Origin of the sequence: Allobosea massiliensis (assembly GCF_042655245.1) — a bacterium.
GTDB lineage: Bacteria > Pseudomonadota > Alphaproteobacteria > Rhizobiales > Beijerinckiaceae > Allobosea > Allobosea massiliensis.
The window spans coordinates 43,549-63,433 of record NZ_JBHSLU010000060.1 but is presented as its reverse complement, the minus strand read 5'-3'; the positions used below and the strand labels follow the sequence as shown (position 1 = coordinate 63,433).

The 19,885-nt window shown below is 69.3% G+C and carries 22 protein-coding genes; 9 read left to right on the top strand and 13 right to left on the bottom strand.

The window, feature by feature from the left end; all coding sequences use genetic code 11:
• Nucleotides 1-106: 106 nt before the first annotated feature.
• The 5 genes from ACFPN9_RS17515 to ACFPN9_RS17495 all read right to left on the bottom strand — a co-directional run bounded on the left by ACFPN9_RS17515 (nucleotide 107) and on the right by ACFPN9_RS17495 (nucleotide 5,378).
• Entirely contained in the window at nucleotides 107-526 is a 420-nt protein-coding gene (locus ACFPN9_RS17515; RefSeq protein WP_067992936.1) for a cytidine deaminase, read from the bottom strand.
• Between the two features lie 3 nt (nucleotides 527-529).
• Entirely contained in the window at nucleotides 530-1,504 is a 975-nt protein-coding gene (locus tag ACFPN9_RS17510) for an ABC transporter permease (protein ID WP_067992933.1), read from the bottom strand.
• Between the two features lie 2 nt (nucleotides 1,505-1,506).
• On the bottom strand, nucleotides 1,507-2,607 hold the full coding sequence (locus tag ACFPN9_RS17505; protein WP_067993106.1) for an ABC transporter permease: 1,101 nt from the start codon (nucleotides 2,605-2,607) through the stop codon (nucleotides 1,507-1,509).
• 109 nt (nucleotides 2,608-2,716) lie between these two features.
• Nucleotides 2,717-4,249 carry an ABC transporter ATP-binding protein gene (locus tag ACFPN9_RS17500; RefSeq protein ID WP_067992931.1) on the bottom strand — a complete coding sequence of 511 codons (1,533 nt, stop codon included), beginning with the start codon at nucleotides 4,247-4,249 and terminating at the stop codon, nucleotides 2,717-2,719.
• 127 nt (nucleotides 4,250-4,376) lie between these two features.
• The gene (locus ACFPN9_RS17495; RefSeq protein WP_067992927.1) at nucleotides 4,377-5,378 is read right to left on the bottom strand and encodes a BMP family lipoprotein; all 1,002 of its coding nucleotides are present in this window, start codon (nucleotides 5,376-5,378) and stop codon (nucleotides 4,377-4,379) included.
• Nucleotides 5,379-5,566: 188 nt separating this feature from the next.
• On the opposite strand from ACFPN9_RS17495, the gene ACFPN9_RS17490 reads away from it, so the two are divergent.
• Nucleotides 5,567-6,346 (top strand): HesA/MoeB/ThiF family protein, encoded by a 780-nt coding sequence (locus ACFPN9_RS17490; protein ID WP_067992924.1) that lies wholly within the window; start codon nucleotides 5,567-5,569, stop codon nucleotides 6,344-6,346.
• Nucleotides 6,347-6,415: 69 nt separating this feature from the next.
• The gene (locus ACFPN9_RS17485) at nucleotides 6,416-8,134 is read left to right on the top strand and encodes a hypothetical protein (protein ID WP_067992920.1); all 1,719 of its coding nucleotides are present in this window, start codon (nucleotides 6,416-6,418) and stop codon (nucleotides 8,132-8,134) included.
• Nucleotides 8,135-8,157: 23 nt separating this feature from the next.
• Here the strand turns inward: ACFPN9_RS17485 and gshB are convergent, their stop codons facing one another.
• A complete protein-coding gene (gene gshB / locus ACFPN9_RS17480) occupies nucleotides 8,158-9,108 on the bottom strand; it encodes a glutathione synthase (protein ID WP_067992917.1) in 951 nt (316 codons plus the stop codon).
• A gap of 180 nt (nucleotides 9,109-9,288) precedes the next feature.
• Between gshB and ACFPN9_RS17475 the strand changes: the two genes are divergently transcribed.
• Both ACFPN9_RS17475 and ACFPN9_RS17470 read left to right on the top strand, forming a co-directional pair.
• Nucleotides 9,289-9,567, top strand: a complete 279-nt coding sequence (locus tag ACFPN9_RS17475) for an antitoxin MazE family protein (protein ID WP_082733062.1) — start codon at nucleotides 9,289-9,291, stop codon at nucleotides 9,565-9,567.
• Nucleotides 9,568-9,581: 14 nt separating this feature from the next.
• Nucleotides 9,582-9,914, top strand: coding sequence for a type II toxin-antitoxin system PemK/MazF family toxin (locus ACFPN9_RS17470; protein ID WP_067992914.1), 333 nt, complete (start codon nucleotides 9,582-9,584; stop codon nucleotides 9,912-9,914).
• Nucleotides 9,915-9,931: 17 nt separating this feature from the next.
• Here ACFPN9_RS17470 and ACFPN9_RS17465 read toward each other — a convergent pair whose 3' ends face one another.
• Together ACFPN9_RS17465 and rsmI are read right to left on the bottom strand one after the other, a co-directional pair.
• Nucleotides 9,932-10,312 carry a YraN family protein gene (locus tag ACFPN9_RS17465; protein ID WP_067992910.1) on the bottom strand — a complete coding sequence of 127 codons (381 nt, stop codon included), beginning with the start codon at nucleotides 10,310-10,312 and terminating at the stop codon, nucleotides 9,932-9,934.
• Nucleotides 10,309-11,229 (bottom strand): 16S rRNA (cytidine(1402)-2'-O)-methyltransferase, encoded by a 921-nt coding sequence (gene rsmI / locus ACFPN9_RS17460; RefSeq protein WP_067992906.1) that lies wholly within the window; start codon nucleotides 11,227-11,229, stop codon nucleotides 10,309-10,311. Before rsmI ends, ACFPN9_RS17465 begins: the two co-directional genes overlap by 4 nt.
• A 190-nt stretch (nucleotides 11,230-11,419) precedes the next feature.
• Between rsmI and ACFPN9_RS17455 the strand changes: the two genes are divergently transcribed.
• Nucleotides 11,420-12,628, top strand: coding sequence for a penicillin-binding protein activator (locus ACFPN9_RS17455; RefSeq protein ID WP_245282342.1), 1,209 nt, complete (start codon nucleotides 11,420-11,422; stop codon nucleotides 12,626-12,628).
• A gap of 141 nt (nucleotides 12,629-12,769) precedes the next feature.
• On the opposite strand, the gene hemW is transcribed toward ACFPN9_RS17455, so the two are convergent.
• From hemW to rph, 3 genes are all read right to left on the bottom strand, one after another.
• Nucleotides 12,770-13,969: a radical SAM family heme chaperone HemW gene (gene hemW / locus ACFPN9_RS17450; RefSeq protein WP_377817319.1), complete on the bottom strand. Its 1,200-nt coding sequence runs from the start codon at nucleotides 13,967-13,969 to the stop codon at nucleotides 12,770-12,772.
• Nucleotides 13,966-14,604, bottom strand: a complete 639-nt coding sequence (rdgB, locus tag ACFPN9_RS17445) for an RdgB/HAM1 family non-canonical purine NTP pyrophosphatase (RefSeq protein ID WP_377817317.1) — start codon at nucleotides 14,602-14,604, stop codon at nucleotides 13,966-13,968. Before rdgB ends, hemW begins: the two co-directional genes overlap by 4 nt.
• A 163-nt stretch (nucleotides 14,605-14,767) precedes the next feature.
• Nucleotides 14,768-15,484, bottom strand: coding sequence for a ribonuclease PH (gene rph, locus ACFPN9_RS17440; protein ID WP_066716240.1), 717 nt, complete (start codon nucleotides 15,482-15,484; stop codon nucleotides 14,768-14,770).
• 148 nt (nucleotides 15,485-15,632) lie between these two features.
• Between rph and hrcA the strand changes: the two genes are divergently transcribed.
• The 3 genes from hrcA (at nucleotide 15,633) to ACFPN9_RS17425 (ending at nucleotide 17,717) form a co-directional block, all read left to right on the top strand.
• Complete coding sequence (hrcA, locus tag ACFPN9_RS17435) at nucleotides 15,633-16,718, top strand: heat-inducible transcriptional repressor HrcA (RefSeq protein ID WP_067992895.1); 1,086 nt, start codon at nucleotides 15,633-15,635, stop codon at nucleotides 16,716-16,718.
• 41 nt (nucleotides 16,719-16,759) lie between these two features.
• A complete protein-coding gene (locus ACFPN9_RS17430) occupies nucleotides 16,760-17,374 on the top strand; it encodes an ankyrin repeat domain-containing protein (RefSeq protein ID WP_377817316.1) in 615 nt (204 codons plus the stop codon).
• A 94-nt stretch (nucleotides 17,375-17,468) separates the two neighbouring features.
• Nucleotides 17,469-17,717, top strand: coding sequence for a DUF3297 family protein (locus tag ACFPN9_RS17425; RefSeq protein WP_066716234.1), 249 nt, complete (start codon nucleotides 17,469-17,471; stop codon nucleotides 17,715-17,717).
• Nucleotides 17,718-17,723: 6 nt separating this feature from the next.
• Here the strand turns inward: ACFPN9_RS17425 and ACFPN9_RS17420 are convergent, their stop codons facing one another.
• Together ACFPN9_RS17420 and ACFPN9_RS17415 are read right to left on the bottom strand one after the other, a co-directional pair.
• Entirely contained in the window at nucleotides 17,724-18,257 is a 534-nt protein-coding gene (locus ACFPN9_RS17420) for a GNAT family N-acetyltransferase (RefSeq protein ID WP_067992890.1), read from the bottom strand.
• 16 nt (nucleotides 18,258-18,273) lie between these two features.
• On the bottom strand, nucleotides 18,274-18,843 hold the full coding sequence (locus ACFPN9_RS17415) for a helix-turn-helix domain-containing protein (RefSeq protein ID WP_377817315.1): 570 nt from the start codon (nucleotides 18,841-18,843) through the stop codon (nucleotides 18,274-18,276).
• Nucleotides 18,844-19,057: 214 nt separating this feature from the next.
• Here ACFPN9_RS17415 and ACFPN9_RS17410 point away from each other — a divergent pair, with 214 nt between their 5' ends.
• Entirely contained in the window at nucleotides 19,058-19,843 is a 786-nt protein-coding gene (locus tag ACFPN9_RS17410) for a C40 family peptidase (protein WP_067992883.1), read from the top strand.
• The last annotated feature ends 42 nt before the right edge of the window (nucleotides 19,844-19,885 follow it).

Sequence of the window (19,885 nt, the reverse complement as noted above, 5' to 3'; positions counted from 1 at the left end):
TGGAGCATCCTTCGAGATGCGGACTGTCGTCCGCTCCTCAGGATGAGGGCTGCAGAAGCACGCCGGTTAAAAACAAAGGCGGTCGGCCACACGACAAAGAACAGCGTCACCGGCGCAGATTGTCCGGTCCGAAGGAGGCGGGCAACAGCTCCGCCAGCGAGAACATCTGCCGGATGCCACCGGGTCCCGCGATCGCGACGGGCGTCTCCGGCGCGGCGAATTCGCGGATGCGCTGGCGGCAGGCGCCGCAGGGCGTCACCAGCTCGTCCCCGTCGCCGAGGACGAGGATCGCGCGAATGCGTCGGCCGCCCCCGGCGATCATCGCTGAGATCGCGCCCTGCTCGGCGCAGCTGCCGGAGGGATAGGCGGCGTTCTCGACATTGCAGCCGGGATAGACGACGCCGTCGTCGCCGAGGATCGCGGCGCCGACGCGAAAGCGCGAATAGGGGGCATAGGCGAAGGTCTGCACCCGCGCGGCAGCAGCAAACAGCGCCTCGAAATCGATCGCCTCGGTGCTTCCGGCCATGGCTCAGCGCTCCTTCACATAGGGCAGGCCGGCGGCCTTGGGCGGCGTCGACTTGCCGATGAAGCCGGCGAGCAGGATCACCGTCATCAGATAGGGCAGGGCCTGGATCGCCTGCACCGGCACCTGCCCCATGCCGGGCAGCGCCACGCCCTGCAAACGGATCGCCACCGCGTCGAGCCCGCCGAAGAGCAGGCAGGCCCAGAGCGCCGGCCAGGGCCGCCAGTTCGCGAAGATCACGGCGGCCAGCGCGATGAAGCCCTTGCCGGCGGTCATGTGCGGCAGGAACCCAGCCGATTGCGAGACGGCCAGATAGGTCCCGCCGAGCCCACACAACACCCCGCAGATAACCACGGCGCCATAGCGCAGCCCGGCCACCGAGATGCCGGCGGTGTCGACCGCCGCCGGGTTCTCGCCGACGGCGCGCAGCCGCAGGCCGAAGCGGGTGCGCTTCAAGACCAACGCGGTTACGACCACAGCGAGCAGCGCGAGATAGGCCGGCGCGGACTGGCCCGAAATCACCTCGTCATAGATCAGGCCAAAGCCCGGCACCTGCTCCCGCAGCGTCTGCGCAAACGGCAGGGTGATCTCGCCGAAGCGCGCGGCACCCTCCAGCGTGGGCGTGCGGCCGCCCTGGCCGAACCAGGCATTGCCGAGGATCACGGTCAGCCCCGCCGCCAGCATGTTGATCGCGACGCCGGAGACGATCTGGTTGCCGCGCCAGGTGATCGCGGCAAAGCCGTGGACGAGGGCCAGCAGCACGGAGGCGAGGATGCCGGCACCGAGCCCCGCCCAGGCCGAGCCGCTCTGCGCAGCGATGACGGCGGCTGCGAAGGCGGCGACCAGCATCTTGCCCTCGAGCCCGATATCGACGACCCCGGCCCGCTCCGACCAGAGGCCCGCCATGGCGGCGCAGAGCAGCGGTACCGAGAGGCGGATCGCCGAATCGAGGATGACGGCGAAGGTGGCGATCGCGTCCATGGTCAGGCCGCCCGTCCCGGCCGCAGCAGCGCCGCCACCGCCCGACGGAACAGCCCGTCGAGGGCGCCCGCGAAGAGGATGATGACCCCGCCGATCACAACCACCATGTCGCGGGTGATACTCGGCTTGTCGAAGGAGAGCTCCGCCCCGCCCTGGTAGAGCACGCCGAAGAGCAGCGCCGCCAGCGCCACGCCGACCGGGTGCCCGCGCCCCATCAGCGCCACCGCGATGCCGACGAAACCGTAGCCGGCAGTGAAATCGAGCAGCAGCCGGTGCTGCACGCCCATCACCTCGTTGACCGCGAGCCCGCCGGCGAGCGCCCCCGAAATCGCCATGGCCACCATGGTGATGCGCGCGGGCGAGATGCCGGCATAGGCCGCGGCCCTGGGATTGGCGCCGACGGTGCGGATCGCATAACCCAGCCGCGAGCGGAAGATCAGTGCCCAGACGGCGACGAGCGCGGCGAGCGCCAGCAGGAAGGCGCTGTTCAGCGGCGTCGAGGGCAGGGTGATGCCGAGCGGCGCCAGCAGCTTATGCATCGGCGTCAGGACCGCATGGGCTGCGAATTCCGGCGTCTCCGGCTGCATCGAGCCGGGTTTGCCGATCGCTTCCACCAGCAGATAGACGGTCAGCGTCGCCGCCAGGAAGTTGAACATGATCGTGGTGATCACGACATGGCTGCCGCGCGTCGCCTGGAGCCAGCCGGGGATGAAGCCGTAGAGCGCGCCACCCGCCGCCGCAGCCAAGATCGCGAGCGGCACCAGCAGCAGGCCGGGCAGCGGCGCGAGCCAGAGACAGGCCAGCGCGGCGAAGATGCCGGCGATCGTCGCCTGGCCCTCGCCGCCGATGTTGAACAGCCCGGCATGGAAGGCGACGGCGACGGCGAGCCCGGTGAAGATGAAGTTCGTCGTGTAGTAGAGCGTGAAGCCGATGCCCTCGGCCGAGCCGAGCGCGCCGCGCAAGAGCAGCGCGGTCGCCTCCAGCGGGCTCTCGCCGATGCCGATGACGACGAGCCCGGACACGGCGAGCGCAGCCGCGACGGAAACCAGCGGAACCAGCGCCGTATCGGCCCAGCGCGGCAATTCGATGGGGGCGGCGCTCATGGCATACCGACCGTCATTCTCGGGCGAAGCGAAGCGCAGACCCGAGAATCTCCGGCAAGAGATGCTCGGGTCGAGCCCGAGCATGACGTTCGTTGCGCAGGCCGCACCTTCACGCCGCCTCTCCCGTCACGCCCGCCATCAGCAACCCGAGATCGCGCTCGTCGGCCTCGCCGGCCACGCGTTCGCCGGTGATGCGCCCGCCGCACATGGCGAGAATCCGGTCCGACAGCGCCATCACCTCCTCGAGCTCGACCGAGACGAGCAGGATCGCGACGCCCGAATCGCGCAGGGCGATCAGCCGGCGGTGGATGGCTTCGATCGCGCCGATATCGACGCCGCGCGTCGGCTGGCCGACGAGCAGCACCTTCGGCGCCCGCTCGATCTCGCGGGCGAGCACGATCTTCTGCTGGTTGCCGCCTGAAAATTTCGCCGTCTTCAGGCCCGGGTCCGGCGGGCGCACGTCATAGGCGGCGAAGGTCTCCCGCGCTCGCTCTGTGATCGTCGCCGGCGACAGGAAGGGGCCGGGGCCGAGCGCGGCATCGTCCTGATAGCCGAGGATCGCGTTCTCCGCGGCGGGAAAGGCGGTGACGAGCCCGGTCCGCAGTCGGTCTTCGGGCACATGCATCAGGCCGAGCTTGCGCAGCCGCGCCGGATTGCGGTCGGCCGAGGTCAGGACCTGGCCGTTCAGCCGGATGACGCCGCGCGAGGGCTGGGCCAGGCCGGCCAGCACCTCGAGCAACTCGCTCTGGCCGTTGCCCGCAACGCCGGCGATGCCGACGATCTCGCCTTCATGCAGCGTCAGGTCGATGCCTGAGAGCAGCGTGACCCCGCGCGCATCGACCATGTCGAGCCCGACCGCCTCGAGCACCTTCGCCCCGCGCGGCCGCGCTTCCTTCTCGACGCGCAGCAGCACGCGCCGGCCGACCATCGCCTCGGCGATCTCCGGCGGCGAGGTCTCGGCCGTCGCCAGATGCGCGACCATCTCGCCGCGCCGCATCACCGAGACGCGGTCGGTGATCGCCATGATCTCGCGCAGCTTGTGGGTGATCAGGATGACGGTCTTGCCCTGCTCCCGCAGAGCCCGCAGCAGGGCAAAGAGCTGGTCGGCCTCCGGCGGCGTCAGCACGGCCGTGGGCTCGTCGAGGATCAGGATCTGCGCGCCGCGATAGAGCGCTTTCAGGATCTCGACGCGCTGCTGCAGACCGACCGAGAGATCGCCGACGATGGCGTCCGGGTCGATCGCGAGGCCGTACTGCTCCGAGAGCCGCGCCAGTTCGGCGCGTGCCCGCTTGACTCCGCCGCTGAGCCAGGCGCCGCCCTCGGCGCCGAGCACGACGTTCTCGACGACGCTCAGCGTCTCCACCAGCATGAAGTGCTGGTGGACCATGCCGATGCCGAGCGCGATCGCATCCGCCGGCGTGCGGATGACGCAGGGCCGGCCAGCGACAGCGATCTCGCCCGCATCGGCCTCGTAGAAGCCGTAGAGGATCGACATCAGCGTCGACTTGCCGGCGCCGTTCTCGCCGACGATGCCGTGGATCGAGCCGGACGCGACCGACAGCGACACGTCGCGGTTGGCCTGGACCGGCCCGAACCGCTTCGAGATGCCGGTCAGTGCGATGGCGGGAGGAGGGGCCGTCATGACGCGGAATCGTGAGCCCAGAGCGTCATGCTCGGGCCTGACCCTAGCATCTCTTGCCGGAGATTCCCGGGTCTGCGCTTCGCTTCGCCCGAGAATGACGTCCCGTTGTCGCGCGACGCCAGAGGCCTCACACCGCGCACTTCGAATCCGACATGTAGTCGTGGACCTTGATCGCGCCGCTGATGATGTCGGCACGGGCCTTGTCGGCGGCGGCCTTCATCTCGGGCGTGATCAGCGCCTTGTTGGCGTCGTCCAGCGCCCAGCCGACGCCGTCCTCCTTCAGGCCGAGCACCGAGATTCCCGGCTTCCAGCTGCCGTCGCGGGCGGCCTTGAAGGAGGAATAGGCGGCGACGTCGACGCGCTTGAGCATCGAGGTCAGCACCTTGCCGGGCTGCAGGCCGTTCTGGTTGGAATCGACGCCGATGCCGAGCTTGCCGGCGTCGGCCGCGGCGCGCAGCACGCCGATCCCGGTGCCGCCGGCGGCGTGGTAGATCACGTCGGCGCCGCGGTCGATCTGCGACTTGGCGAGCTCGCCGCCCTTGACCGGGTCGTTCCAGGCGGCCGGCGTCGAGCCGGTCATGTTCTGGAAGATCTCGGCATCCTTCTTGGCCGCCTTGACGCCCTGGACATAGCCGCAGGCGAATTTCCGGATCAGCGGGATGTCCATGCCGCCGACGAAGCCGACCTTGCCGGATTTGGACGCCATGCCGGCGAGCAGGCCGACGAGATAGGAGCCCTCATGCTCCTTGAACACGACCGACTGCACGTTGGGCAGGTCAACGACCATGTCGATGATGGTGAACTTCAGCGCCGGGAACTCGGCCGCGACCTTCTGCAGCGCGGTGGCCTGCGAGAAGCCCACCGCGATGATCGGCGAATGGCCGTCGCGGGCGAAGCGGCGCAGCGCCTGCTCGATCTGCGCGTCGTTGGTCGGCTCGAAATCGCGGAAATCGACGCCCGTCTCGGTCTTGAACTTCTCCGCGCCGGCGAAGACGCCCTCGTTGAATGATTTGTCGAACTTGCCGCCCTTGTCATAGACGATCGCGGGCTTGATCGGCGTCTGCGCCATCGCGACGACGGCCGAAAGAGCGACGCCGGCCAGCGCCAGCGCGAGCGATTTGAGCTGCATGGAACTTCCCCTGTCGATGTCCGGGGGCGTTGCCCGCCCCGTCTGGCGACACGATGGCATGGCTTTCGGGCGCGGCCAAGACGGCGGTGGGCGCCGGATCGCCCGAGGCGCTGCAATGCCGCAGCCGGGGTCCGGCCCTGCCGCGGGCGCGATTGCCCCGCGAGCGCGATCGGCCTAACCCTTGCGCCATGAGCCTGAACGAGGACGAGGTCGAGCGCTATGCGCGCCATCTGGTGCTGCCGGAGATCGGCGGTCCCGGCCAGCAGAAGCTCAAGCGCGCCCGGGTGCTGGTCGTCGGTGCTGGAGGCCTCGGGGCGCCGCTGATCCAGTATCTCGCCGCGGCGGGCGTCGGCCATATCGGCATCGTCGACGACGACACCGTCTCGCTGTCGAACCTGCAGCGACAGACGATCTATGGCACGGACGACATCGGCGCGCACAAGGCGGTCGCGGCAGCGGCCTTCGTCAAGCGGCTGAACCCGCATGTCGAGGTCGAGGAGCACGTCACCCGGATCGACCCGCACAACGCCCGCACCCTGATCGCCTTCTACGACGTCGTCGCCGAGGGTTCGGACAATTTCGCGACGCGCTATGCCGTCTCCGACGCTTGCTTCCACGAGCGCAAGCCGGTCGTGATGGCCGCGCTCGGACGCTTCGACGGCTCGCTGACGACGATCCGGGCGCATGAGACCGGCCCCGGCGGCCGGCCCAATCCGACCTGGCGCTGCCTGTTTCCGGACGTGCCGCCGCCGGGCTCCGTGCCCACCTGCGCCGAGGCCGGCATCCTCGGCGCGCTGCCGGGCGTGATGGGGTCGCTGATGGCGCTGGAGGTCATCCGCGCCATCACCGGCTTCGGCGAGCCGCTGGTCGGCAAGCTCCTGCTGGTCGACGCGCTGACGATGCGCTTCGAGACGATGCGCTATGGCTGGGACGAGACCAACAGCCTGAACGGCACGGGCGCCGGCTAGCCGCCTCAGCAGAGTGTTAACCCGTCGCCGCTATCGCCGGTTGCAGGAGAGGCGCAGGCGAGGGTGCCGATGCAGGCCGAGACACCATTGCGCGCCGCGCCAGCCGGTACGGCCGGACGGCGCATCCCCTGGCTGCCCCAGCTGCTGCTCGCCGCGGCTCTCATCCTCTGTATCTGGCTGCTGACGCGCCCGCTCGTCCTGCCGCTCGGCGCGATGTATTGGGACCTGGTGCTCTATGTCGACGCCGCACGTCGCATCGCCGAGGGGCAGGTTCCGCTGCTCGATTTCCTGACGCCGGTCGGTCCGCTCGGCTACTGGCTCTATGCCGGGCTCGACCAGCTTTTCCCGCAGGCGCACCCGCTCATGACGGCGCAATGGTCGCTGTTTCTGATCACGGCACCGCCCATGGCGCTGGTGCTGATCGCGGCGGACCGGCGCTCGCGTCGGCTCGCACTGGGCCTGCTGCTGCCCTATCTCGTCTTCCAGATCCTGCCGGTGAATGTCGAGCAGCATTCCTTCTTCCCGGGACTGGACGGCTTCGGCATCTACAACCGCCAGGCCAGTATCGTGCTCTATGTGCTCGTCTCGGCGCTCTTCGTCCTGCCGGGTCGAACGCTGCGCGCAGGAGTCCTGCTCTGGTGCATGCTGGCGCTGCTGCTGATCAAGATCACGGGCTTCCTCGCCGGGGGATTGGTCTTGGCCTACGGGCTGCTGGCGGGGCGCCTCGACTGGCGCCTCGGCCTGTTCGCGGCCCTCGGCGGTCTGCTCATGCTGGCCGGCCTCGAACTCTCCGGTGGCCTCGTCAGCGCCTATGCGGAGAGCATCCTCGCGCTGCTGCGGATCAATGCGGGTGGCATCCTGCCGCGTTTCCTGCAGGCCGGTTCGCTGCATCTCGACATCGTTGCCGCAGGCGGCGCGCTGATCCTCGCTCTGGCCTGGATCGGCCGCAGCGAGTGGGTGCAGGGGCTGCGCCGCCTCGTGCGGGAGCGGTCGGCCGCCTCCCTCCACGCGCTCTGCGACCGGGACGAGGCCTGGCTCGCCGTGACCATGGCGGCGGGACTGTTCCTGGAGACGCAGAACACCGGCGGGCTCGCCTTCGTCTTCGCCTGGCCGGTGCTGCTGCGGATCCTGCTGCGCCGGGTGCAGGACGCTCGGCCCGGGCGCTTTCTGGTACTGGCGCTGGTGGCCGCGACCGCGATCCCGCCCGCCATGACCGTTCTGCAGCGCGCGGGCCGTACTTTGCTTGCCCAGAGCAACTACATCGCCCTGCCCAACGATCATCTTGGCGCGCTCGGGCGCGTCTCGCAGCATGTCGAGGTGGTCGGCCGGGCCGGCAAGATGCAGGCGATCTACGCCGCCTCGACCGACACCTACGAGGCCATCGCGGCCCAGCAGATCCTGCCGAGCCAGACGCTCTATTCCGAACTCGATTTCCAGCTCGGCTGGCTGATGGCGATCGACGCCGGCATTGCCGCGATCCTCGCCCATGAGGCGCGGACCGGCACGCGTTTCGACACAATCATGAGCCTGAACTTCGTCAACCCCTTCCCGGCGCTGATGAAGCGTTCCAGCGTGCGCCACATCGCGATCGGGGCCGATCCCTTCCGCGCCGTGCCGGAGCCGGACGCCGAGGCGCTGGCGGCGGTGGCCGCGGCCGATCTCATCCTGCTGCCGCTCTGCCCTGTCACGGTCGCCAACCAGGCGCTGCACCGGGTCTATCAGCCTGCCATGACGGGCCGCCGCGAGATCCCGCTCGGCCCCTGCTGGAAGGGCTTCGTCAAGGGCTGAGGCGGCTGACGCGCACCCGGCGTTCAGCCGCGAGCAGCGACCTTGCTCTCGATCACGTCGAAGAGCTGCGCCGCCAGATCCGGCCCGCCGAGCTTCTTGATCGCCCGCACGCCGGTTGGCGCCGTGACGTTGATCTCGGTCAGCTTGCCGTGGATCACGTCGATGCCGACCAGCAGCAGGCCGCGCTCGCGCAGCGAAGGGCCGATCGCCTCGCAGATCTCGCGCTCCTTGGGCGAGAGGTCGGTCGGCCGCGCCGCGCCGCCGCGCACCATGTTGGCGCGCAGATCGCCGACCGCCGGCACGCGGTTGACCGCGCCCGCCGCCTCGCCATTGATCAGGATGATGCGCTTGTCGCCTTCCGAGATCTCCTTGATGAAGGCCTGCGCCACCCAGGGCTCGCGGAAGAGATTGGCGAAGAGATCATAGAGCGAGCCGAAATTCGGGTCGTCCTTGCTGGTCTTGAACACGGTCGCGCCGCCATGGCCGTAGAGCGGCTTCATCACGATCTCGCCGAATTCGTCGCGGAAGGCCTCGATCTCGGCTTTGTCGCGGGTGATCAGCGTCGGCGGCATCAGCTCCGGGAAATGCGTGACGAAGATCTTCTCGGGCGCATTGCGGACATGGAAGGGGTCGTTGACCACCAGCGTCTTCGGGTGGATGCGCTCCAGCATATGCGTGGTCGAGACATAGGCCATGTCGAAGGGCGGGTCCTGCCGCAGCAGCACGACGTCGAGCGTCGAGAGATCGGTGCGGACCTCGGCGCCGGCCGTGAAATGGTCCCCCTCGACGTCGCGGACGGTGACGGGGCGGATCGGCGCCGTGACCTTGCCGTCGCGCATCGAGAGCTTGTCGGGCGTGTAGGTGAACAGCGTATGCCCGCGCGCCTGCGCCTCGAGCATCAGCGCGAAGCCGGTGTCGCCGGCGACCCGCAGGCGCTCGATCGGGTCCATCTGGATGGCGACGCTGAGGGTCATGATATGCGCTCCGGTTCTGGAGCGACCTTATCGACCGGTCTCCCCCGCATCGGCAAGGGGGCGTAACCGCATGGCCGGCGTGATGCCGGCGAGGCGATAAGCATCCGGTCGCCAGATTGACCGCATCCGGGTAGCGCGCTACCGTCATCGGCATCGTCGCCACGGCGATTGGAGGCCACAATGTCCCGCGTAGCGAGCGCCGTTCAAAGCAAGTTCGCCCGTTACCGCGCGGCCAAAAAGAAGCAAGGGCTCAAGCTGCTGCGGATCTGGGTGCCCGACGTCAACGCGCCCGGCTTCGCCGAGGAAGCGGCACGGCAGGCGGCCTTGCTGCGGGGCGCTCCGGAAGAGACCGAAACGCTCGCCTTCATCGAGGCCGCGACGGCTGATTGGAACCTGGAGCCTTATGACTGGGGGCCGGAGGGGCCACCTCCCGGCTCCGCCAAGCTGACGCGATCCTGAGCCGGCTGGCTGCGTTGAAACGGGGGGATGTCGTCACCGTGGCGCTTCCGGGCGATTACGGCAAGCCGAGGCCAGCGATCGTCATCCAGTCGGATCGGCTGCCTGCCACGGACAGCGTCCTGGTTTGCCTGTCGACGACGAACCGGCGTGATCTGCCGCTGTATCGCCTGCCCGTCGATCCCTCGCTGCGCAACGGCCTGCGCCACCCGTCGGACATCATGGCGGACAAGGTCATGGCGGTCGCTCGCAACAAGGTTGGAACAGCGATAGGTTCACTCGAGCCCGAACAACTGGCCAAACTCACGCTGATGCTGACCTCGTTGATCGGTGCGGCCGACGACCTCTGATCGCGGCGGCGTGAGGGCTACAGCCCCAGTTCGGCCACCGCCGGAACATGGCGCGGCCAGCGCCAAGGAGCGAGAAAGACGGCGTCGGCGCGCAGGTGATGCGCCATCGCCCAGGGGTTCTGTGCCAGCCATTGGCGGATCCGCAGCTCGACCAGCCTGTGCTTTTCGGGGGTGATCGCGATCAGGGCCTCGTCCAACGCCCCGCGCGCCTTGACCTCGACGAAGGCGATGGTGCGGCCGCGCTTCACGATCAGGTCGATCTCGCCGCCCTTGCCGCCGAACCGTCGCGCCAGCGGACGATAGCCCTTCAGGCCGAGCCAGAGGATCGCGAGCCACTCCGCGCGCTGCCCGGTGATGCCGGAGCGGCGCGCGCGGCGGCTGCGGGCCTCGCCTGTCACGGCTCCTCGCGCGTCAGCTCCAGCGCGCGGGCATAGACCTTGCGCCGCGGCTGGCCGGTCTCGGCCGCGACCTGCGCAACCGCCTCCTTCAGCGAGAGCTCGGCGAGCGCGATCCGCAGGCGTTCGCCGATCGTGTCGCCGGCAGCCGCTTCCGTCTCGGCGCCGGGCGGGCCGATCACGACGACGATCTCGCCGCGCGCCTCTTCCTCGCCCTCGTAATGCGCCGCCAGCGTCGACAGGGCCCCGCGCCTCACGGTCTCGTAGAACTTGGTCAGCTCGCGCGCGACGGCGCCGGGGCGCTCGCCGAGGACGGCAGCCGCATCCGACAGCATCTCGGCCAGACGTCGCGGCGATTCGAAGAAGACGAGCGTCCCGGGGATGGCGGCCAACTCGGTCAGCCGCCCCCGCCGCGCCGCCGCCTTGGGCGGCAGGAAGCCCTCGAAGAAGAAGCGGTCCGTCGGCAGGCCCGCCAGCACCAGCGCCGCCAGCACGGCGGAGGGGCCGGGAATGCCGGTGACCGGCAACCCCTCCGCGACGACCTCCGCCACTAGCTTGTAGCCGGGGTCGGAGACGAGCGGCGTCCCCGCATCGGAGATCAAAGCGAGCTTGCCGCCCTCGCGCAGCTTGCCGAGGATCTTGGGCCGCATCTGCTCGGCATTATGCTCGTGATAGGGGTAGAGCGGCGTCGAGATGCCGTAATGCGCCAGCAGCGTCTTCGAGGTCCGCGTGTCCTCCGCCAGGATCGCATCCGCCGCCGCCAGCGTCGCCAGCGCGCGAAACGAGATGTCGCGCAGATTGCCGATCGGCGTGGCGACGATGTGCAGCCCCGGCGCCAGCGCTTCCGCCTCCGCTTTGATCCCGAAGGCGGTGTAGCTGGGGGCGCGCGGCGCGGCGGGGGCAGGGGTCGGCGTCGACATGGCCGCGAACCTGCCACAGCCGCCGCCGCTGCGCCATCCGTGCGGGCGGGCGGCTGCGTCGCCCGCGACCGCAACTCAGAGTTAACAACTTGAAAATACCCTGCCGCACTGGCAGGAGAATCCCCACGGTCGGGGGACTGTAACGCCGGGCGGGCCTGCTGCCGTCCGGAGCGAGATCTGGAGATCGCCCGTGTCGCGTCATCCGCTCAGGGAACCGATCAGCCGCCGCAGCCTGACCTCGCTGGCGGCGCTCGCCTGCCTGTCGCTGGCGGCCTGCAGTGGCGGGCCGAGCGGGCTGCCGGGCTTCGATGCCGCTTCGCCGCAGGCGCAGCCCGCTCAGCCCACGGGTCAGACGATTGGCACAGGCAAGGTCAAGGTCGGGTTGATCCTGCCGCTGACCGCGGAAGGCCAGGGCGCCGTCGTCGGCAATTCGCTGAAGAACGCGGCCGAGATGGCGCTCTCCGAGTTCCCCAATGCCGATCTGACGCTGCTGGTGAAGGATGACCGCGGCACGCCCGAGGGCGCGCAGGCCGCCGCGCAGGAGGCGATCGCCGAGGGCGCCGAACTCATCATCGGCCCGCTGTTTGCACCGTCCGTTCAGGCCGCCGGCCAGGTCGCGCGCGCTGCCAACCGCCCGGTCATCGCCTTTTCCAGCGACACCAATGTCGCCGGCCGCGGCATCTATCTGCTGTCCTTCCCGCCCGAGAACGACGTCAACCGCGTCATCGCCTATGCCTCGCAGCAGGGCCGCAAATCCTTCGCCGCCCTCGTGCCGGACACCGCCTATGGCAAGGTCGTCGAGGCCGCCTTCCAGCAGGCGGTCGCGGGCCGCGGCGGCCGCGTCGTCGTGATCGAGCGCTTCTCGCCGGACTCCAATTCCATGGCCGCCGCGGCGAAGCGCCTGGTGCCCGCCCTGCAGCAGGCCGATGCGCTCTTCGTGCCCGCCGCCGCCGACACCATGCCGGCCCTCGGCCTCGCTTTGCAGCAGGCGGGCTACGACCCCGCCAAGGTCAAGCCGCTCGGCACCGGCGTCTGGAACGACGCCAATGTCGCGCGCGTCCCGGCGATCCAGGGCGGCTGGTTCGCCTCGCCCGATACGGCCGGCTTCAACGCCTTCGCCGGCCGCTATCAGACGCGGTTCAACAGCGCGCCGACCCGGACGGCGACGCTCGCCTATGACGCGGTCTCGCTGGCAGCGGCGCTGGCACGCACGCAGGGGTCGCAGCGCTTTTCGGAGTCGGTGCTGACCAACGCCTCGGGCTTCGCGGGCGCCGACGGCGTCTTCCGCTTCCGCCCGGACGGCCAGAACGACCGCGGGCTCGCCGTGCTCGAACTGCGCAACGGCCAGATCGTCACCGTCAACGCCGCCCCGCGCGATCTCGGGCCGCGCACGCAGTAGCCGATGCACGTCATGCTCGGGCTCGACCCGAGCATCTCCTGCAGGAGCTTCTCCTGTCTCCAGATTCTCGGCTCTGCGCGGAGTTTATCCTTGGGCCGATCGAAGGTCGGACCCGAGGGCTCCGCCCGAGAATGACGGGCGTTACGCCGCCAGATCCGCCACCACCGCGTCCAGCACCAGCGCGCCCTCGGGCGTGCAGGCGAGCTTGCCGCCGGGCTTGCGGACGAGCAGCCGGTCGAGCACGAGGCTGGTCACGCGCCGCTCGTTCAGCGTCCGGCCCGACAGCGCCCTGAACACGGCCGGGTCGATGCCCTCGACCAGCCGCAGCCCCATCAGCAGATATTCGTCGCCCTGCGCCTCGGCATTGAGTCGCTCGTTCTCGACCAGCGCCTGGCCGCCCGCCTCGACGCGCTCGAGCCAGGCCTCGGGGCGCTTCTCGGTCGAATGGGCCATCCGGCCCTCGTCGGTGACCAGCCGCCCATGCGCGCCGGGGCCGATGCCGGCATATTCGCCATAGCGCCAGTAGACGAGGTTGTGGCGGCATTCCGCGCCGGGGCGGGCGTGGTTGGAGATCTCGTAGACCGGCAGGCCATGCCTGGCCGTGATCTCCTGCGTGATCTCGTAGAGCGCGGCGCCCGCCTCATGATCCGGCACGGCGAGCTTGCCGGCCTTGAACAGCCGTTCGAACATCGTGTCGGGCTCGATGGTGAGCTGGTAGAGCGAAAGGTGCTCGGCGGCATGGCTGATCGCCAACTCCAGCTCCGCCCGCCATAATGCCGGCGTCTGCTCCGGCGAGCGGGCATAGATCAGGTCGAAGGAGTAGCGCTCGAAGTACTTCCGCGCGATCGCGACCGCGTCGAGCGCCTCTTGCGTCGAATGCATCCGCCCGAGCGCCTTGAGATCGGCATCGTTGAGCGCCTGCACGCCGAGCGAGACGCGATTGACGCCGGCCGCCCTGAAATCGGCGAAGCGCCCGGCCTCGACGCTGGTCGGGTTGGCCTCGAGCGAGACCTCGCAATGCGGGTCGATCGCCCAGGCCTCGCCGATGGCGTCGAGGATCGCACCGACGGTGCGGCCCTCCATCAGCGAGGGCGTGCCGCCGCCGAAGAAGATCGAGGTGACGGTCCGCCCCGGCGCCAGCGCGGCCCGATGGGCGATCTCGCGCCGGAAAGCCGCGACATAGCGGGCCTGGTCGGGCGGCTGCAGCCGGACATGGCTGTTGAAGTCGCAATAGGGGCATTTGGCCAGGCAGAACGGCCAGTGCACATAGACGGCGAAGCCCGCATCCGACGTCGGATGCAGGATCGGGGATGTCGGCGCGAGGGCGGCCGCGCCGCTCACGCCGGAGCCCTGAGGCACGCGGCCGCCAATCGCTTGAAGGCGCGCGCCCGGTGGGAGAGCGCTTCGTCCGCGCCACTCTTCACGGTGCTGGTCATCTCCGCGAAGGTCACGTCGTAGCCGTCGGGCTGGAAGATCGGGTTGTAGCCGAAGCCGCCCGTCCCGCGCGGGGCGTCGACGATGCGGCCATGGACGCGACCCTCGAACAGCTCCTCATGGCCGTCCGGCCAGGCGATCACCAGCGCCGAGACGAAATGCGCCTTGCGCTGCTCCGGCGCCGTTGCGCCGCGCTTGGCCATCTCGGCCAGCACGCGCGCCATCGCCGGCTTGAAGTCCTTGCCCGGCCCGGCCCAGTTCGCCGAGAACAGGCCCGGCGCGCCGTCCAGCGCGTCGACGCAGAGTCCGGAATCGTCCGCCAGCGCCGGCAGGCCGGAGGCTGTCGCCGCCGCATGCGCCTTGATCGCGGCGTTCTCGGAGAACATGTAGCCGGTCTCGTCGGGCTCGGGCAGGCCGAGGTCCCCGGCCGAGACCAGCTCGATCCCGAACGGCGCCATCAGCTCGCGCATCTCGACGAGCTTGCCCTTGTTGTGGGTCGCGATCACGACCTTGCCGGTGAGGATACGGTGTTGTGCCGTCATTCCGGGGCGCTCCGTAGGAGCGAGCCCGGAATCCATGAACACAGGTTGTGAACAGTCGAACACATGGCCAGCTCGCTTAAAAAGTTTTCGCCATATCCGGAGAAGACAGTGGTCATGGATTCCGGGCTCTTCGCTGCGCGAAGCCCCGGAATGACGGTTGGGATCAGGCCACCGCCGCCTTCTGCAGCGCCACGAGCTTGCTGACCCCGCCCTTGGCGAGCCGCATCAGCGCCATCAGCTCCTCCTCGGAGAAGGGCGCGCCCTCGGCCGTCCCCTGCACCTCGACCAGGCCGCCGGAGCCGGTGATGACGAAGTTCGCATCGGTCTGCGCGCCGGAATCCTCGACGTAATCGAGGTCGAGCACCGGGTTGCCGGCGACGATGCCGCAGGAAATCGCCGCGACATGGTCCTTCAGCGGGTTGGAGCCCTTCAGCATCGAGCGCGCCTCCATCCATTTCAGCGCGTCGTGCAGCGCCACCCAGGCGCCGGTGATCGAGGCCGTGCGGGTGCCGCCATCGGCCTGCAGCACGTCGCAATCGACGACGATCTGGCGCTCGCCGATCGCGGTCAGGTCGACCACGGCGCGAAGTGAGCGCCCGACCAGCCGCTGGATCTCCTGCGTGCGGCCGGACGGCTTGCCGGAGGTGACCTCACGGCGATTGCGCTCATGCGTGGCGCGCGGCAGCATCGCATATTCGGCGGTGACCCAGCCCTTGCCGGTGCCGCGCAGCCAGGGCGGGCCCTTCTCCTCGACGGTTGCGGCGCAGAGCACCTTCGTCTCGCCGAAGGAGACCATGCAGGAGCCTTCCGCATAGCGCACGACGCCGCGTTCGAGCGTGACCTTGCGCATTTCGTCTGCGGCGCGTTTCGAGGGTCGCATGGCGATATCCTGATTGTTCGGGGTTGGCGGCTTGTAGGCGGTCGCCGCGGGTGCGGCAAGGCGGACAGGGGTCGCACGCGTTTTCGCTTGATCGGGCGCCGGTCCGGATCAACAATAAGCCCATGTCGAGAAAGCCGTTTCGCCGCAGATGAGCGCCCACACGCCGCGTCCCGACACAGCCAGCGGACTGATCGAGACCGATCAGCGCTCGCGCGAGATCTTCCGCCAGATCGTCGACGGCTACCTCGCCACCGGCGAGCCGGTCGGCTCGCGCAACATCGCCCGTCTGCTGCCGATGTCGCTCTCGCCGGCGACGGTGCGCAACGTCATGACCGATCTCGAACTGGCGGGGCTGATCTACGCCCCCCACACCTCCGCGGGGCGTCTCCCGACCGAGAGAGGCCTGCGCTTCTTCGTCGATGCGATGATGGAGGTCGGCAACCTCACCGCCGAGGAGCGCGCCCGCATCGAGGCGCAGATGAAGGCCGCCGCCACCGGCCGCACGCTCGACGGCACGCTGACCGAAGCCTCGGCCCTGCTCTCGGGCCTCTCGCGTGGCGCGGGCGTCGTCGTGACGACCAAGGCCAATGCCCGGCTGAAGCATATCGAGTTCGTCCGCCTCGACCCGACGCGAGCGCTCGTCGTGCTCGTCGCCGACGACGGCACGGTCGAGAACCGGCTCCTGAGCCTGCCACCCGGCCTGCCGGCCTCCGCGCTGACGGAGGCCGCGAATTTCCTCAACGCCCGCATCCTCGGCAAGACGCTGGGCGAGCTGCGCGCCGAGATCGCCCAGCATCGCGAGCAGATGGAGCGCGAACTCGACTCGCTGACCGCGCGGCTGGTCGAGAGCGGCATCGCCACCTCCTCGGGGCCGAGTTCCGACCGCCACCTCATCGTGCGCGGCCAGGCCAATCTGCTGGAGGACCTCAAGGCGCAGGAGGACCTTGAGCGCATCCGCCTGCTCTTCGGCGATCTCGAGACCCAGACCGACGTCATCGACCTGCTGGCGCGCGCCGAGGCCGGCGACGGCGTGCGCATCTTCATCGGCTCCGAGAACAAGCTGTTCTCGATGTCCGGCTCCTCGATGGTCGCTGCGCCCTTCCGCGATGCCGAGCAGCGCATCGTCGGCGTCGTCGGCATCATCGGCCCGACGCGGCTGAACTATGCCCGCATCGTGCCGATGGTGGACTACACGGCCAAGGTGGTGGGGCGCCTGCTGGACGGGGCGCGGTGAGGCCGATCCGCTCTTGGTGCGGGTTCGTGCTCGGAGTGGTGATGATGGTCGGTCCCGCCCTCGCTTCGGGCCCAGCCTTGATCGAGGCCGCGGCCTCGGGGCGCGTCGACGAGGTTGTTCGCCTGCTCCAGGCCGGCGCGCCGCTGGAAGCCCAGGATGCCGGGGGCCGGTCGGCCTTGCTGCGCGCGGTCGCCGGCGATCATGTCTCCGCCGCGAAGATCCTGCTCGAGGCCGGGGCGAGCCCCAACACCCAGGCCGCCAATCGCGACACGCCCTGGTTGCTCGCGGGAGCCTTGGGCCGGGCCGAGATCATCGCCGCGATGCTGCCACGCAAGCCCGATCTGTCGATCCGCAACCGCTATGGCGGCAATGCGCTGATCCCCGCCTACGAGCGCGCCCATGTCGAGGCGGTCAGGCTGCTGCTGACCAGCGGCATCGACCTCGATCACATCAATGATCTCGGCTGGACCTGCCTGCTGGAGATCGTGATTCTGGGCGATGGCGGCCCGCGCCACCAGCAGGTCGCGCGGCTGGTTCTCGATGCGGGTGCCGATCCGAGCCTCGCGGACAGGGACGGCGTGACGCCGCTGGCTCATGCCCGACAGCGGGGCCAGCAGGCGATCGCGCGCCTGATCGAACAGGCTGGCGGCCGCTGAGCGCCTGCGATTTGGCATCGCCGCCGGATCGCGCTACCTGTGCGCCAACGCGGCCCGGCCGCCCTCCGACACGCTTTTCCCTAAGGCTTCCGCCATGACCGACACGCTGCCCGACCGCCTCTCCTCCAACCCCAACAGCCCCTTCTATGACGAGGAGCTGCTGTCGCGGGACATCGGCGTCCGCTTCAAGGGTGTCGAGAAGACCAATGTCGAGGAGTACTGCATCAGCGAAGGCTGGGTGCGCCTGACCGCCGGCAACGCCAAGGACCGCTTCGGCAACCCGATGACGGTGAAGCTCAAGGGCGAGGTCGAGCCCTATTTCCGCAAGCCTGCGGAGGGCTGAGCTGCCTCAGCGCAGATCCTTGTAAAAGAACGTCGAGCCGCAGTCGCGGCCGTCGGGCATCAGCGCGAAGCGCGGGATCGTGCCGAGTTCGGTCCAGCCCAGCTTGCCGTAGAGCCGGCGCGCCGCGCCGTTCTCGTCGGTGTCGAGCACCAGCAGATCGCGCTTGGCCTGTCGCGCCGCCGTCTCCGCCGCCCGCATCAGGGCGGCGCCGAGGCCGCGCCGCCTTGCGCGGGAATGCACAAGCACCTTGGCGATCTCGGCACGATGCGGCTGGTTCGGCTTGCCGATGAGCTGCAACTGCGCCGTGCCGAGGATCTCCGCGCCCCGCCGTGCCGCGAACAGGATCGTGCGCCCCGCCTCCACCTCGACCGCGACGCCGGTCCAGAACGCGGCATAGTCGGGCAGTCCGTTCCAGTTCATGAAGCCGACCGAGGCCCCGTTCTCGACCGCATCGGCGAGAATGTCGGCCAAGGCCGGGATCGCGTCTCGCGCGGCCGGCGCATCGAGCGGCCTGACTGTGATCGCATCGTCCTGTGTCATGGGCTTTCGGTCCGTCTCAGAGATCGGCGGCGGTCAGCACCACCGCATAGCGTGCCGGGACCTCGCCCGGATTGTGGAAGGCGATCGGCCCGTCGAGCAGCATGGCGAGGCAGTCTCCCGCCGCCAGCCGATGCTCGCGCCCGCCGACGGTGAGGCTGAGCTCGCCCTCCAGCAGCCAGAGCTGCTGGTCGAGCCGGAAGCCACCGCGCGGCGCATCGAGCAGGACGCGCGCCCCCGCCGGCATCTCGACCTCCACGATCTCGATCTGGGAGCCGGTTCCGGCGGGCGAGACGCTGCGCCGGACATAGCCGCTGTCGGGATCGGTCCAGACCGGCTGCTCGCTTCGCCGCGCCAGCGGGCCGCCTTGCGCCTCCTCGCGGAAGAGGGCCGATAGCAGGACGCCGAGCCCGGCGCAGAGCCGGTCCAGAAGCGCCGCCGTCGGGCTCGATTCCCCCCGTTCGACCCGCGAGATCATGGCGCGGCTGACGCCCGAGCGTTCCGCGAGCTGGTCGAGCGTCAGGCCGCGGCTCTGGCGCAGCCCCTTGATGCGGGCGCCGAGACGGCGGTCGAGATCGATGTCGCTCACAGAATCCATAAAGAGAGAATATTTCCATTATATCGGAAATCAAGTGTCTTACGGATCGCCGTCGCCTTCCCGCCCGGCCCCGCGCGTCAACGCGGATTTCACCACGATTCCAGCTTGCCGCCAGCGACGGGGCCGATCTTTGCAAAGCGGCAGGGAAGCCCTGCTTTCATATCGGGAACGACGCCCGGAAGGGCGCTGGTCGAGGGGAACGGCCATGAATCGAGGTCTGGAGTGGCTCGGCAGAGCCGTCGTCGGCTTCATCACCCGCGGCAGGGCGGAGCCGCGCGCCTCCGATGAAAAGGCCCTGGCGAGATTGCGCGCGGCGCTGCGTCCGGGCGACGTGCTTCTGGTCGAGGGCGGGATGAAAGTCTCCGCCGCGATCAAATATCTGACGCAGTCGACCTGGTCCCATGCCGCGCTCTATGTCGGCGAAACGGGACAGTTCACGGATGACGGCGAGCCGCTCGTGCTGGCCGAAGTCGAGATGGATGTCGGCTGCGTGCTCTCCCCGCTTTCCAAATATGGCGCCTTCGGCACGCGGATCTGCCGTCCGCAGGCGCTCGACGAGGAGGGGCAGGCCGTCGTCGTCGACTATGTGCTCGGCCGGCTCGGCACCCAGTACGACCTCAAGAACATCCTCGATCTGATGCGCTGGCTGATCCCTTTGCCCTGGGCGCCGAAATCCTGGCGCCGGCGCATGATCGCGCTGGGATCGGGCGATCCGACGCGGGCGATCTGCTCGACGCTGATCGCCCAGGCTTTCGAGGCGGCGCGCTATCCCGTGCTGCCGACGATCGAATATGCCCGCGCCATGGACGAGGCGGATTTCGAGGAGATCCTGCATATCCGCCACCACTCGCTTTACATGCCGCGCGATTTCGACATCTCGCCCTATTTCGCGGTGGTGAAGCCGACGCTCGAGGCCGGCTTCGACTATCGCGCCCTGACCTGGGCGCAGCAGGCTGCGCCCGCGCCGCTGCGAATGGCTGCGGCGGAATAGCCGGGGCCGCGGCAAACCCTTGGCGCGCTGGGGCTTCGCTGC

What these genes read in the sequence shown, in the direction of transcription:
- rph (WP_066716240.1), bottom strand. Translation starts at nt 15,484, where the DNA reads ATGCGACCCTCGAAACGCGCCGCAGACGAAATGCGCAAGGTCACGCTC.
- ACFPN9_RS17430 (WP_377817316.1), top strand. Translation starts at nt 16,760, where the DNA reads ATGATGGTCGGTCCCGCCCTCGCTTCGGGCCCAGCCTTGATCGAGGCC.
- ACFPN9_RS17510 (WP_067992933.1), bottom strand. Translation starts at nt 1,504, where the DNA reads ATGGACGCGATCGCCACCTTCGCCGTCATCCTCGATTCGGCGATCCGC.
- ACFPN9_RS17495 (WP_067992927.1), bottom strand. Translation starts at nt 5,378, where the DNA reads ATGCAGCTCAAATCGCTCGCGCTGGCGCTGGCCGGCGTCGCTCTTTCG.
- ACFPN9_RS17485 (WP_067992920.1), top strand. Translation starts at nt 6,416, where the DNA reads ATGCAGGCCGAGACACCATTGCGCGCCGCGCCAGCCGGTACGGCCGGA.
- ACFPN9_RS17425 (WP_066716234.1), top strand. Translation starts at nt 17,469, where the DNA reads ATGACCGACACGCTGCCCGACCGCCTCTCCTCCAACCCCAACAGCCCC.
- rsmI (WP_067992906.1), bottom strand. Translation starts at nt 11,229, where the DNA reads ATGTCGACGCCGACCCCTGCCCCCGCCGCGCCGCGCGCCCCCAGCTAC.
- hrcA (WP_067992895.1), top strand. Translation starts at nt 15,633, where the DNA reads ATGAGCGCCCACACGCCGCGTCCCGACACAGCCAGCGGACTGATCGAG.
- ACFPN9_RS17515 (WP_067992936.1), bottom strand. Translation starts at nt 526, where the DNA reads ATGGCCGGAAGCACCGAGGCGATCGATTTCGAGGCGCTGTTTGCTGCT.
- ACFPN9_RS17475 (WP_082733062.1), top strand. Translation starts at nt 9,289, where the DNA reads ATGTCCCGCGTAGCGAGCGCCGTTCAAAGCAAGTTCGCCCGTTACCGC.
- ACFPN9_RS17490 (WP_067992924.1), top strand. Translation starts at nt 5,567, where the DNA reads ATGAGCCTGAACGAGGACGAGGTCGAGCGCTATGCGCGCCATCTGGTG.
- ACFPN9_RS17410 (WP_067992883.1), top strand. Translation starts at nt 19,058, where the DNA reads ATGAATCGAGGTCTGGAGTGGCTCGGCAGAGCCGTCGTCGGCTTCATC.
- ACFPN9_RS17500 (WP_067992931.1), bottom strand. Translation starts at nt 4,249, where the DNA reads ATGACGGCCCCTCCTCCCGCCATCGCACTGACCGGCATCTCGAAGCGG.
- gshB (WP_067992917.1), bottom strand. Translation starts at nt 9,108, where the DNA reads ATGACCCTCAGCGTCGCCATCCAGATGGACCCGATCGAGCGCCTGCGG.
- ACFPN9_RS17420 (WP_067992890.1), bottom strand. Translation starts at nt 18,257, where the DNA reads ATGACACAGGACGATGCGATCACAGTCAGGCCGCTCGATGCGCCGGCC.
- rdgB (WP_377817317.1), bottom strand. Translation starts at nt 14,604, where the DNA reads ATGACGGCACAACACCGTATCCTCACCGGCAAGGTCGTGATCGCGACC.
- ACFPN9_RS17505 (WP_067993106.1), bottom strand. Translation starts at nt 2,607, where the DNA reads ATGAGCGCCGCCCCCATCGAATTGCCGCGCTGGGCCGATACGGCGCTG.